The following is a 12,904-nucleotide window of genomic DNA, read 5'->3' on the forward strand; positions in this document are numbered from 1 at the left end:
GCAATTATTTATAGCTACGATAACCAAGAATGAGGAGGAGTACACTTGAAACTGGGAGTATTTATGGTATTGTTTGGTGGACGCAAACTGGAGGACGCTTTGGACTATGTCGTCTCCAAAGGATTGAAGGCTGTTGAAATCGGAACAGGGGGCAATCCCGGCAACGCGCACTGCAAGCCGGCGGAGCTGCTGAAGGACGAAGCCGCATTGAAGCAATTCAAGGACGCAATCGAGTCCCGCGGCCTGACGATCAGCTCGCTGAGCTGCCACGGCAACCCGCTGCATCCGCAGAAGCATCTGGCTCAAGCCGACCACGAGGATTTCGTGAACTCGGTGCTGCTGGCTGAGAAATTGGGCGTTGAAGTGGTCACCACGTTCTCCGGATGCCCTGGCGACCATGAGGATGCCAAATATCCGAACTGGCCGGTAGCTCCTTGGCCAAACGACTATCAGGAAGTGCTCGCATGGCAGTGGGAGAACAAAGTCATCCCTTACTGGACCGAACAAGCGAAGTTTGCCAAAGAGCATAATGTAAAAATCGCGCTTGAGCTCCACGGCGGATTCTCGGTGCATACACCTGCGACACTGCTCCGCCTGCGCGAAGCTGCCGGCGAAACGATCGGCGCCAACCTAGATCCGAGCCACATGTGGTGGCAGGGCATCGATCCGGTGCAGGCGATCCACATTTTGGGCCGTGAGGGTGCGATCCATCACTTCCACGCAAAGGATACCGTGATCGATCCGATCAATGTTAACAAATACGGCCTGACCGATATGCAGTCCTACACGAACATGCTGGACCGCGCTTGGCAGTTCCGCAGCGTAGGCTACGGACACGATGTAAAAACGTGGGCTGACATTATCAGCGCACTGCGCCTCGTCGGCTATGATTATGTCGTCAGCATCGAGCATGAAGACGGCCTGATGTCTGTTGAAGAAGGCTTCTCCAAAGCCGTTCAAAACCTGCAGCAAGTACTTATTGAAGAGCCACTCGGCGAGATGTGGTGGGTCTAGGGGGATAAACCATTGATTAATGTAACCATTTGGAACGAATTCGTTCATGAAAATATTCACGACGAAGTGAAGGCAGTCTATCCGGAAGGCATTCATGCCGCACTGGCCGCAGGGCTGGACGGCAACGGCTTTGCGATTACAACGGCGACGCTGGACCAGCCGGAGCATGGATTGACCGAAGAAGTGCTGAATGCCACGGACGTGCTCGTATGGTGGGGCCATATGGCCCACGACCAGGTCAGCGACGAAGTGGTGGCGCGTGTCGTAAAACGCGTGCTTGGCGGCATGGGACTCATCGTGCTGCACTCCGGCCATTTCTCCAAACCGTTTAAAGCGTTGATGGGAACCTCCTGCGACCTCAAGTGGAGAGAAGCAGGGGAGCAGGAAATCATTTGGAACGTGAACCCGTCCCATCCGATTTCCATGGGCATTGACGCCAAAATTATCCTCGAGCATGAGGAAATGTACGGCGAATTTTTCGATATTCCGGCTCCGGATGAGCTCGTGTTTATCAGTAATTTCGAAGGCGGCGAAGTGTTCAGAAGCGGATGCACCTTCCGCAGAGGCCAAGGGAAGATCTTCTATTTCCGTCCAGGCCATGAGACGTTCCCGACCTATTACCAGCCGGAAATCCTGAAAGTCATCGCCAACGCGATCAATTGGGCGTATCCTCTCCAAACGCCGGCTCCGGTTTTCGGCAACATGCAGCCGGTCAGAGAACTGAAGCCGGCGGCAGTATTATAAGTTTTCGCAAGGCTCATCAGCCTAAAGCGGCGGTCCAACCGCCGCTTTTTTGCTTGCTTGCAGAGCATGCATGATTTTCGGATGATCTGTAGATCATGGGATCAGCAAGGAATCGGGAGTCCCGTTTTGAAAGGGAGAGAACATTTGCGGAGCTTTCCAGCAGTTGTCTTGTTTCATTTTGCGCAAAAATGTGGTAAAATGAAATATACTAACTTAATGTAAGCGTTCATGAGACGTAACTGTTTACATGGATTCTGTAAAGAGGTGAAGATCATGAATCAACAACAATTTAACATGTGTCCGCGATTCGAAAATGCTTTCTCCATATTAGGGAAACGCTGGAACGGCTTGATCGTCTTTTCCCTGATGGATGGTCCGAAACGGTTCAAGGATATATCGAAATTAATTCCTTCGATGAGCGATAAGATGCTGTCCGAACGCATGAAAGACTTGGAAACGGAAGGAATTCTGGTTCGGCACGTTTATCCCGAAACGCCTGTCCGTATCGAATATGAGCTGACGGATAAAGGCCGAGCGCTGCGTCCCGTTATGGAGCAGGTTCAAGAGTGGGCAGAACAGTGGGTTGAGCTGTAAAACCGTCCTAAGGTACGGTTCTGCGGGAAACCCGTTAACGACAAACCTTCCTTCCATTAAGGAGGGTTTTTGTTAATTATAGGAAAAGACTTGCACCAAATGACGGAGTCTGTAGTATAATTGGTAAAAAACTGCCTTTTCGGCGTATAAGGAGGCGGATGACGATGAGGAAGATCATATTCTCCCAGGGAATCGGGTACGGCAAGGACGATGTACACGAGCTTGAAAGCGCTTCGGTCAAGGTTCGGGGCATTTACGACAAGACACTCAGCATGCTGAGCCGGTATTGGCCGGAATCGATTTGGAAACGCTGGACCTTAGACAGGCCTGCTCAGGCGTCACCTGCCGACGAAGACAAAGACAAGAGCAGTACGATTTTTCAGAAATGGATTCAAGGTCCTACGGGCTGGAAATGCATCGGCTGTGAGCGGCATAATGTCGAGAGCCTTGATGCGAATCATGCCTCGGACGGAACGTCCAAGCATGAATACATCTTTCACAACGGCCGGCATCAGAGCATGCTGCTGCAGGTCATCATCTGGTCCCAGTACGAAGAAATCACCATGTTTCACCCCTTTCTCGGCGACACTCCTTTTTTCACAGAAGAAGAACTGGAGGTCATCTCCACTTATTTTGTGCCTACCTATGTCCATGAAGCCCCTCTGATCCAGCTTGGCAAAAGTTACAAGAAACACAACACGAAATTTCCGATCTACCAGGAATATATTTCAGCTCCGCCGCTGATGCTGCAGTTTGGGGGAGAGGTGCTGGAGGGCACGTGGATGACAGGCGTATACGTGGACCAGGCGAATTTTCTCGGTTTGGGCCCTTATTTGAAAAATACCGACGGCACTCGGACGTTCATGGAGCCTCTTATCGATTCATAGGAAACATCTGCCGGAATGCGCGGATTATGCGGGCCCGGCTCGAATATGGTAAAATAGAGTCCTCAGGGGAGGGCTCTATTTGCGTTTTGGAAGAGTCCTGCGAGATTGCGGAAGCAAAGGTGGTTATTCGATGAGGAAGCCGGTTTTACACGCTGCATTCATCATGTTGATCATAGCAGCACTGCTGCTGACAGGCTGCAAACAAGCCGACCAGGAGGAGGCATCGGCCAACGTTTATTCGAATGACGTCAATGGGGAGGTCTCTCTCTCGGAAAAAGACGGCTTCTTCTCACCGGCGGTCATCCAAAATTTACAGCAATATTTGCAGCAGGGCGTGACGGTCCGGGAAGGGCTGAAGAGAAGCGGCATTGTCGGTTTTAGCGACAACGGAAGCGTCCTGACGATCAGCCAGGTGTCCCTGGATCCTTTATTTGAGTGGGCATTTGAAATCAATGGCAAGAAGCTGGGCAAGGATAATCTCGACACCGTCCTGCAGGACCATGACGAAATTTCCATCAACATTCAGTACGCTGATCCCAAAAAGGACGGGAAAGATGCAAAGGCTCCCGAATTTACCGTGTTGAAGCTGGACGGCGGGTCCATGAAGCCTGATATGACGCATTCTTATGTATTTCCGTACACCAATAATCAAAGCGTCAGGGACGTTATGGCGCACAGCGGTTTCGTGAAGCTGACGGACAATAAAATGTACGTAGACACCGTCCAGGGGTACAGTCCCAAATCGGTGGAGAAGTGGGTCGTCAAGGTGAACGGGAAGGAACTGGTGGACAGCGGTTTGGAAATGAAGCTGACGCCGCAGGATGAAGTGGAAATCAGGCTGGAACGGGCAAGCGTATAATGGACAAACCCAATAGAAGCAAATGGACAAGCCCGAATTGGGCTGACAGCGAATGTGAAATGAAAATCTAGAATAAATGATACATGTCGTGTGTAAAAGGAAGGGTACCCCTATGTGGATGAATGAAAAGATCAAGGCTTCTGAGGTGGAATTAACCGGCTTGAACGGCGAGGATATCGGAATTGTCCCGACCAGGGAAGCGTTGGCCATGGCCCGCAGGCTGAAAGTGGACCTCGTCTGCACGTCGCTGATGAGCAGTCCGCCGCCGTGCCGGCTGGTGGCTGCCGCCGACGCCAAGAAGGAAGCCCAGGCAGCCAAAGCCAAATCTTCCGACCGGGTAGTAAAGGTGAAGGAGATCCGGCTGACCCCGAACATCGAGGAGCACGATCTGGACACGAAGAAGCAGCAGGCCGCGCGAATATTACAAGCGGGAAATGCCGTCATGCTGGTGGTCCGGGTGCAGGGTAAGGAGGGTGCCGCCGCCAAGGTTCTGCTGGAGGACCTGGTTCGGGAATTAAAGGAGTGGGGCCGCGCCAAAACAGGCATCCAGGTGAGCGGCAAGCAGGCTGCCGTACAGATCGATCCGGTCGCATAAATAAAAGAAAAAGCCCCCGGGCGCCGTTAATTCAGGCACTCAGGGGCTTTTCTGCGGTTCGGGTTAGTCTATAAGCGATCTCCAGCCGTCGAGGTCGTGGACGGACACCCCTGCGAATGAGGTGTTGACCTGCGCCAATTGCTGCAGCTTGCCCAACTGGGAGTCCATATAAGCTTTTCCTTCCTCATAGAAGGTAATAAATTCGCCTTCGCTGCTCGGCTTCGTTTCGACAGAAGCAAAGGCCGGCTTGCCGAGATAGTTCGCCTCTTCCAGTTCGCGCTTGGCGGTGCTGTAGATGCCGTCGGCGGTATCCCGGTAGGACATGATCGCAACGGCGTCATATTGGCTGATCATGAAGCGGCTCAGCGTGCTTGTTCCGTCCGCTGTCGTATAGTTGCAGAGCCAAAACGGAATATCGGCGGCAACGGGAAGATTCATTTCACGCACATTATCGGTTAAATACTGGACGTTCTCCTGCCATTGGCGGATGACCGAGGTCTGGTCCGACTTCCATTGAGGCAGCACGTGGGGTTCGATGTCGACATGAACGCCCTGGAACTTCTCGTCCTCTGCAGCGCCGTTCTGGTACGCCTTCACCCAATCGAGGAAGCTTGTGATTTTGTAACGTTCCGACGTAAGTCCCCAGGACGGGGCGCCGCTGAGCGCATCGACCCGGATATCCAAAGCTCCGGCCTGTTTGATGAAGCTCTTATAGTAGGAAACAGGAATATCGCTGTTGGTCTGGAGATAAATCGTACGGACGCCGTGATCGGCCGAAAATTTCAGCATCTCCTTGGCTTCCGTCTTGATCAGCACCGTGTTCCACAGCCAGGTGGCTTTGGTGTAACCTTCCGCTTTAGCCTCATTTCCGGGGAAGAGACCTGCGGCAAACCATAATACAACGAAGGCGGCAATCCATCCTGAACGCAATGAATATTTACTTGACATGACAATCGGTACACTCCTTTATATGATATGCGGTACTACCTGATTCGATGGACCCTCTTTCACGACAAACACGATTCCTTATGACCAGATCTGACAGCGGGTATGACTTATGATGTTCCTGGTATTGGCGGATCTCAGTCCTCCTTACAAGGATCTGTAGTCTGATAGCAGGCCCACGACATAATAGGTAGATCTGCGTAGTGGATGAGTCCTTGGAAATAGGTGCTATCCAATTGATCGGTTCTTTATTCCGCATTATATATAGGTCTTAAGAATCATTTAATAGTATATGAAGAAAGCGCTTTAATGAATATAGGTATTTGGAAGGGTGGGAAGAGAAAAATTAGAGGGTGGTAGAAAGGAATCGAAGCGATACAGCCTCCTTGTAGCGCATGAAAAACCCCCTGCGCTGCACGCAGAGGGAAGTGATGATTTTTCTTAAATCCGGCATATTTCCTTCGGACAATGCTCACAGTGACAGATGCCCTGCAGATGAGAAATGTCGTTAATGACAATCAGGCCGTCCACAATGTCCACCGCACCGCATTTGCGGAGGTCGCCCAGCATCCGGTTGACGCTTTCGCGCGTAGCTCCGATCAGGTTCGAAAGATCCGTGTTGGTAAGCTTTTTATGGATGATGATACGTCCTCCGGTATGTTCTCCGTACGTATTGCCGAGCCGGATCAGTGTCGAACAGAGCGCGCCGGGCTTGCCGTACATCATGAGATCCCGGAACTTGGTCTGCGTGAGGCGATGATGATTGCCCATCCATTTCATAAAGTCCATCGCAAAAGCGCCGTCCTGGCAAATGAGGAATTCCATATCCTGCTGGTCGATCACGCCGACGACGCTGTCCTCAAGCACCTCGGCGGTATAGCTGTGCGTGCGGCTGCCGATCGGGTCGGCCTGGCCGACGATATCGCCGCTTGTATACATATAGACGATAAGCTCTTTCCCTTCGACCGAAGTTTTGCTTAATTTAACGCATCCGCTGTAGATATAGTAAAATCTGTCGGCAGGATCCCCTTCCCAGAACAGGTGGGAACCCGCAGGCATCTTGATTTCCGTCATCATGGAAAGCATCCGTGTGAAGTTGGCGTCCGAGAAGCAGCATGTATTCCGGACCGTGTCCTCGAGTGCAGGCAGTGTGCTCATCGTTCATTTCCCCTTTTTGACTTGCTGTAATGTGATTGCCTTTATCCATATTATAGCGGGAATACGAGCGGCTTAGTGCGCGCCGGGCGGGTGAAAAGTGTCAAATTTCTAACAATGTGATTATTTTCACTTGGTGTAGAGGATTTTCCCCCTGCATTAGCGGAATATTCTCCTTACGGATCTGGCGGCCGCTTCTTATAATTAAGCATGTAAACCAGATTGCTAAGGGGGGCTAACCAGATGAAGATGAAAAGAAGTTTGATGCTGCTGATCTCGTTATGTTTTGCGGCGTCGCTCGCGTTATCCGGTTGTGGAAGCGATAACAAATCGGCCGGAGAGACGGGCGGGGGTTCATCGGGAACGGAGCCGAAGACGGAGGAAGCGCAAAAGGCCGAACCGTTCGAGCTGACACTGAGACATACGCAGGTTGGCCAGGACAAAGAGAAGCGTTTTGCTATTTTGCAGGACGTCGTGAAAAAGACGGAGGGCGAAATCGAAGGGTTAACGTTCAAGCTGGATGGCGTGGAATCCGACGTCAACCGGAAAGAGAAGCTGCGCGGCGAAATGGCGGCAGGCAATCCGCCGGATATTTTCGACCTGTTCGGCAGCCCCGATTCCAAAGTGTACGCCAAGGAGGGCAAGCTGCTTGATTTGACGCCGATCATTGAGGAGCTGGGGATCAAGGATAAGTTCAGCTCGCTCGAGCCGTTCACTTACGAAGGTAAGGTCTACGGACTGCCGATCGGCGGATCTGGCGAAGGCTTCTTCTACAACAAGGAGTATTACGATAAAAAGGGCTGGGCGCCGCCTAAAACGTTCGCCGAGCTGGAAGAGCAGCTGGCCGCGATCAAGGCCGACGGCAAGGTGCCTATGGCGGCAGCTTCCAAGGCAGGCTGGGTGCCGCTGATGCTGACCAACCATCTGTGGTCGCGCTACGCGGGACCGGACATTACGAATAAATTCGCTACCGGCGAAGCCAAATGGAACGATCCGAACATGGTCAAGGCGTTTGCGAAGCATAAGGAATGGGTCGACAAGGGCTATTTCAAAAAGGGCGAGCTGGGCTTTGAATACGCCGAGTACACGACCCAATTTACGAGCGGGGAAGCCATTCTGATGTATGACGGAACCTGGAAGTCTTCGGTGTTCAAGCAAGGGGAATCCGGCGAAGGCATGATCGGTAAAGTCGGCTTCTTCAACCTTCCGCCGGTGGACGGCGGTGTAGGCGATCAGACGGCGCTGATGCGCGACGTCAACAACGGCTACGGCTTCTCGTCCGCGGTCGCCAAGGATCCGCGCAAGCTGGAAGCGGTGAAAGCGTTTATCAAGAACCTGTTTAATGAGGAAATGCAGATCCGCGGCTTGGTGGAAGACGGGGTCCTGCCGGCCATGAAGCTGGACGCATCTGTGCTGGAGTCGAGCATTACCGACGATCTGATGAAGCAAATCGTCGACGTGCTGAACTCGGCCCAATCCTCCTTCCCGGCATTCGACTCGCTCGTACAGGCTGACGTGACGACGGAAATCAGCAACATTCAGATTCAAAAGCTGATCGGCAACCAGACGACACCTGAGAAGATGGGCGAAGCGCTCCAGAAGGCACAAGAGGAAGCGAATTCACTGGAAGAATAACGGCAGCTGATGCGGTGTGCCTCGGGTCAAACCGGGGCACCTGTTTTTTACTCAACCCCCTCAAGTCTGAGGGAGCATGACATTTTTTCGGGCGGACGACCAAGCGCCCGCGTTGGGAGGAACTCCATGAACAAAGCATTGAAGAATCCTGCGCTCTACGTCCTGTTTATTCTTCCCTGCTTGATTTTGTTTGCCATGTTTTTTCTGTATCCGATTGTAAGCTCGATCCGTTACAGCCTGACGAGCTGGAACGGCGTATCCAGCGATCCGAAATTCATCGGCTTCGACAACTTCGTGAAGGCGCTGACGGAGAAGCGGTTTTGGACCGCGGTCCGAAACAACGGCTATTTCATTTTGTTTTCCTGCGGAATCCAAGTGCCGCTGATCGTCTTTTTTTCGCTCCTGATCGCCCATGTCAAAAAACTGAAGGGGCTGTACAAGACGGCGGTATTTTTGCCTTCGATTATGTCCACAGCCGTGATCGGCATCCTCTGGGGATTTATTTATGAGCCGAACATCGGGCTGCTGAACAATATTTTGAAAGTGTTCGGTTTCGAACCGCTGTATTGGCTGTCCGACGAAAAATACGCGATGCTGTCCATCCTGATTACCAATGCCTGGCAGTGGACCGGCTTTTATATCGTCATGGTGCTCGCCGCCATTATTTCCATTCCCCGCGAGCTGGACGAAGCCGCCGCCATCGACGGGGCAACGGCTGTACAGCGGGCGTTCTCCATTACGCTGCCGCTCATTAAGCCGATCATCTCCGTCGTCATTATGCTGTCCATCGCCGGCGCGATGAAAGCCGCGGACATCGTCATCGTCATGACGAAGGGCGGACCGGCGGGTTCGACTGACGTGATGGCCACCTACATGATCAAATATGCCATTACCAACTTCAAATACGGGTACGGCAACAGCATTTCCGTTCTCATCTTCGTCTTTACATTAATACTGACCGCCCTGTACCAACTGTTGATTGCAAGGCGCAGCGAAAGGATTGAATACTGATGACCAGGCTCAAAAAACTGCTGCCCCACATCGTCTTGATGGCCTACTTATTGGTTATTCTTTTCCCGTTCCTGTTCGTGCTTTTCTCTTCGGTCAAAAAGGATAACAATGCGATCGCCCTGAACCCGTTCGGCATACCAAAGCAGTTTGCGCTAGGTAATTACGTGGAGGCATGGGTCAACGCCAAGATCAGCACCTATTTTTTCAACAGTCTGTATATCTCGATTCTGTCGGCCGTCGTATCGATCCTGATCGCCGCGATGTTTGCGTTTGCGATAACCCGCATGCGGCATTTCAAAATCAGCGCGCTGCTGTCCGGCCTGATCCTGGTCGGCATGCTCATCCCGAACAACGCGCTCATGCTCCCGATTTATCTGCTCGTACGCAAGCTTGGGATCCTGGATACGCATCTGGCGCTCATCATTCCTTACATCGCCAATGCGCTCCCGTTCTCGGTCATCATTCTGGCGGCGTTCATGCGGTCCCTGCCCGGCGAAATCGAGGAAGCAGCCGTCATGGACGGGTTGAAAGCCCAGGGTATATTTGCTAGAATTGTCGTACCCCTGACGGTTCCGGCCATGGTTACGGTGTTTATCGTGAACTTCCTCGGCAACTGGAACGAATTTTTGCTAGCCAACTACTTCCTCTCCAATGATTCGCTGCGGACCCTTCCGGTCGGGATGGTGCAGTTCCGGGATCAATACCAGATGAATTACGCGCAGATGTCAGCCGGCATCGTCTACAGCGTCGTACCGGTCATCGTGATTTACGCGATCCTTCAGGAGAAAATCATTGAAGGCGTTACAGCAGGCAGTGTTAAGGGATAACATGCGAAGAAACGGATGAATGCCAATGAATTTGCGGGTAAAATTGTTTACGGCATTTGTTACACTGATCATCGTTCCGCTGTGCGTGCTGGGCGTCGTCACCTTTATGGTGACCTCTCATTCGATTGAGACCAAATACAGCCGGCAGACGGAATATTCCCTTAAAGCGATCAGCTACAGCATCAACAGCGTGCTGAAGCAGATGGACAACGTGACGGATAACGGCATCGCGACCTCGGTGTTTCATATGGCGCTCATCGCCAAGGACCCGACCAAACAGGATTTGAACGATGCCGAGCAGCTGAACCTGAACAACAGCCAGCGCAACTTCCGGAGCCTGCTGTACAACCATCCTGCCATCAGTTATGCCTATCTGTACAACCTGCAGGGCAGCGGACCGTCGAGCACGGTCTCCATTTTCACCAAGGAAGACTTTAATACGCTGTCATTCGAAGAGTTTAAAGCCCATCCGTTATATCAAGAAGTTATGGCCCTGAACGGGGTCCCCAAATGGCTCGGACCGCATGAATACCCGGAAATCACCGGATCCGACCCGGTGTTTACACAAATTCGGCTCATCAAGGAGCTGAGCTATTTTAAAAATATCGGGATTTTGGTGACCCAAATCAAAAACTGGGATATCGAGCTGATCTTCCGCAACCTGTCTTTAAACCGCGATATGCAGTCAACCGATTTTATGCTCGTGAACGATAAAGGACTTATTCTGTATGATCCGAATAAAATGCTGGACGGCCAGCCAATCCAGTCCGTGATGAAGAGGGACGTCAAGTTCGGCGGTGATTTTCAGAGCTTCAAGACGGCGTTTAACGGGGAAAAAAGCATCGTTTCGATTTATCATATGAAAGAATACAATTGGAGTCTCGTTTCCGTCACTTCGTGGAGCTCCCTGTCACAGGAAACGCTGGTCTTTGCCAAATGGTTTATCGGCATTACGCTCGTCTGCCTTTTGGCGGCGGTGACCTTCAACATGGTCTTCATGAACCGGATTACCGGCTCGATCGCGGTCATCGTCCGCTTCATGCGTAAAGTGGAAGGCGGGGACTTCAATGTCCAGGTGCATCACCGGGGCAAAGACGAGCTGCATATTCTGGCGAAGGGCTTTAACGATCTGGTTGAACGGGTCAACGGCCTGTTCCAACAGATCCAAAAGGAGCAGAAGCAGAAGGCGAAGGCGGAGCTGCGGGTGCTCCAGGCCCAGATCAAGCCGCATTTTCTGTTCAATACGCTCGAGTCGATCAACGTCCTTGCGGTTCAGAACGAAGGGGAGAAGGTCAGCGAAATGGTGCACCGGCTTGGCAACATTTTGCGGATCAGCATCCAGGACAATGAGGAGATTACGCTTGGCCAGGAAATCGAGCATTTGCAGAGCTATTTGGAAATCCAGAAATTCAGGTTTCAGGATTTGTTTGAATATGAGATCGATGTTCCGCCGGAGCTGCGGAGCCGCAGCGTGCTGAAGCTGACCCTGCAGCCGCTCGTCGAGAACTGCATCCAGCACGGCTTTGAAGGGATCGGCTATAAGGGCATGATTTATGTGTCCTGCTGGAAAGAGCGCGGCCGGCTCGTACTGCAGGTACAGGACAACGGCATCGGCATCAGTCCGCGGCAGCTGGCGGCTTTTGAATACATGAAGAGCGATGGCGGGGAACCGCCGGAAGCGAAGGATATGCAGGTGAACCACGAGCGGAGGGGACTCGGCGTACGCAGCGTTGCCGACCGCATCCGGATTCACTACGGCGATGTATACGGGTTGTTCATTTGTTCGTCCGGGACCACCGGAACGATAATCCAATGTATCATACCAGACAACGAGTGGAGGGACATGGATGATTCTGAACGTGCTGCTGGTTGATGATGAAGCCCCGATCCTGAACAATCTGAAAAGCGTTATTCCGTGGAACGACATGCAGATGCAGGTCTATACCGCCCGGAGCGGACAGGAGGCGCTGGACATTTGCGGTCTCCATACCCCCGATATCGTGCTGTGCGACATTCGCATGCCGGTGATGGACGGACTGACATTGATCGGCGAGCTGCGCAAAGGCGGATCCGCCGCTGAAATCATTCTTCTAACGGGATATCAGGAATTTGAGTATGCCCGGCAGGCGATCAAGTATAATGTCAGGGAGTACATTTGCAAGCCGATCCATTACAAGGAGCTGGAGAATACGATTCGCTCCGCCCGTGAGGATATTCTCCGGAAACGGCGGAGCGATCCGTTCCAGGTGACCGTTGCCCGGATAGAGGAGGACAGCAGCGACAGCGGGGCAAGAAAGACCCCGCAGCAGCTGATGTCGGAAGCGATTCTTTATATCGGCGAGCGGCTGGGCAGCGATCTGGGCATCGAGGAGCTGGCGGGACACCTGGGCATCAGCTGCAGCTATTTTTGCCTGCTGTTCAAAAATCATCTCGGCGTCACCTTTGTCGAATATTTGACAGGGAAACGGATCGAAACCGCTAAATATCTGCTTACCCACAGCGACAAAAGCATCACGCAAATCGGCAGCAGCATCGGCTACCAGGAGCGGAGGTACTTTACCAAAGTGTTCCAGCGTCATACCGGGCTGACACCGTCCGAATTCCGTGACCAGACGAAGGGAAGAACGGCGGGGTAGCG

The 12,904-nt window shown here is 52.4% G+C and carries 13 protein-coding genes; 11 read left to right on the plus strand and 2 right to left on the minus strand.

What is annotated here, in order from left to right; translation table 11 throughout:
* Positions 1 to 45 precede the first annotated feature (45 nt).
* From K2F33_RS17760 to infC, 6 genes are all read left to right on the plus strand, one after another.
* A complete protein-coding gene (locus K2F33_RS17760) occupies positions 46 to 1,014 on the plus strand; it encodes a sugar phosphate isomerase/epimerase family protein (protein WP_089548117.1) in 969 nt (322 codons plus the stop codon).
* 12 nt (positions 1,015 to 1,026) lie between these two features.
* The gene (locus K2F33_RS17765; protein ID WP_076169976.1) at positions 1,027 to 1,758 is read left to right on the plus strand and encodes a ThuA domain-containing protein; all 732 of its coding nucleotides are present in this window, start codon (positions 1,027 to 1,029) and stop codon (positions 1,756 to 1,758) included.
* 273 nt (positions 1,759 to 2,031) lie between these two features.
* Positions 2,032 to 2,352, plus strand: a complete 321-nt coding sequence (locus K2F33_RS17770) for a winged helix-turn-helix transcriptional regulator (RefSeq protein ID WP_076169977.1) — start codon at positions 2,032 to 2,034, stop codon at positions 2,350 to 2,352.
* Between the two features lie 164 nt (positions 2,353 to 2,516).
* Positions 2,517 to 3,239 carry a hypothetical protein gene (locus K2F33_RS17775; protein ID WP_076169978.1) on the plus strand — a complete coding sequence of 241 codons (723 nt, stop codon included), beginning with the start codon at positions 2,517 to 2,519 and terminating at the stop codon, positions 3,237 to 3,239.
* A 130-nt stretch (positions 3,240 to 3,369) separates the two neighbouring features.
* The gene (locus tag K2F33_RS17780) at positions 3,370 to 4,098 is read left to right on the plus strand and encodes a hypothetical protein (protein WP_076169979.1); all 729 of its coding nucleotides are present in this window, start codon (positions 3,370 to 3,372) and stop codon (positions 4,096 to 4,098) included.
* Between the two features lie 112 nt (positions 4,099 to 4,210).
* On the plus strand, positions 4,211 to 4,693 hold the full coding sequence (gene infC / locus K2F33_RS17785; RefSeq protein ID WP_263878170.1) for a translation initiation factor IF-3: 483 nt from the start codon (positions 4,211 to 4,213) through the stop codon (positions 4,691 to 4,693).
* A gap of 63 nt (positions 4,694 to 4,756) precedes the next feature.
* Here infC and K2F33_RS17790 read toward each other — a convergent pair whose 3' ends face one another.
* Both K2F33_RS17790 and K2F33_RS17795 read right to left on the minus strand, forming a co-directional pair.
* Entirely contained in the window at positions 4,757 to 5,641 is an 885-nt protein-coding gene (locus tag K2F33_RS17790) for a hypothetical protein (protein WP_263878171.1), read from the minus strand.
* Positions 5,642 to 6,079: 438 nt separating this feature from the next.
* Complete coding sequence (locus tag K2F33_RS17795; RefSeq protein ID WP_263878172.1) at positions 6,080 to 6,796, minus strand: Crp/Fnr family transcriptional regulator; 717 nt, start codon at positions 6,794 to 6,796, stop codon at positions 6,080 to 6,082.
* 246 nt (positions 6,797 to 7,042) lie between these two features.
* Between K2F33_RS17795 and K2F33_RS17800 the strand changes: the two genes are divergently transcribed.
* The 5 genes from K2F33_RS17800 (at position 7,043) to K2F33_RS17820 (ending at position 12,902) form a co-directional block, all read left to right on the plus strand.
* Positions 7,043 to 8,428, plus strand: coding sequence for an ABC transporter substrate-binding protein (locus tag K2F33_RS17800; RefSeq protein WP_179232148.1), 1,386 nt, complete (start codon positions 7,043 to 7,045; stop codon positions 8,426 to 8,428).
* A gap of 126 nt (positions 8,429 to 8,554) precedes the next feature.
* The gene (locus K2F33_RS17805; RefSeq protein WP_263878173.1) at positions 8,555 to 9,439 is read left to right on the plus strand and encodes a carbohydrate ABC transporter permease; all 885 of its coding nucleotides are present in this window, start codon (positions 8,555 to 8,557) and stop codon (positions 9,437 to 9,439) included.
* On the plus strand, positions 9,439 to 10,266 hold the full coding sequence (locus tag K2F33_RS17810) for a carbohydrate ABC transporter permease (RefSeq protein WP_089548111.1): 828 nt from the start codon (positions 9,439 to 9,441) through the stop codon (positions 10,264 to 10,266). The genes K2F33_RS17805 and K2F33_RS17810 overlap by 1 nt, the downstream gene beginning before the upstream one ends.
* Positions 10,267 to 10,291: 25 nt before the next feature.
* A complete protein-coding gene (locus K2F33_RS17815) occupies positions 10,292 to 12,139 on the plus strand; it encodes a cache domain-containing sensor histidine kinase (protein ID WP_263878174.1) in 1,848 nt (615 codons plus the stop codon).
* Positions 12,114 to 12,902: a response regulator transcription factor gene (locus K2F33_RS17820; RefSeq protein ID WP_318670948.1), complete on the plus strand. Its 789-nt coding sequence runs from the start codon at positions 12,114 to 12,116 to the stop codon at positions 12,900 to 12,902. The genes K2F33_RS17815 and K2F33_RS17820 overlap by 26 nt, the downstream gene beginning before the upstream one ends.
* Positions 12,903 to 12,904: the final 2 nt, after the last annotated feature.

This window comes from Paenibacillus sp. PSB04 (genome assembly GCF_025809195.1).
GTDB classification, from domain to species: domain Bacteria; phylum Bacillota; class Bacilli; order Paenibacillales; family Paenibacillaceae; genus Paenibacillus_AQ; species Paenibacillus_AQ favisporus.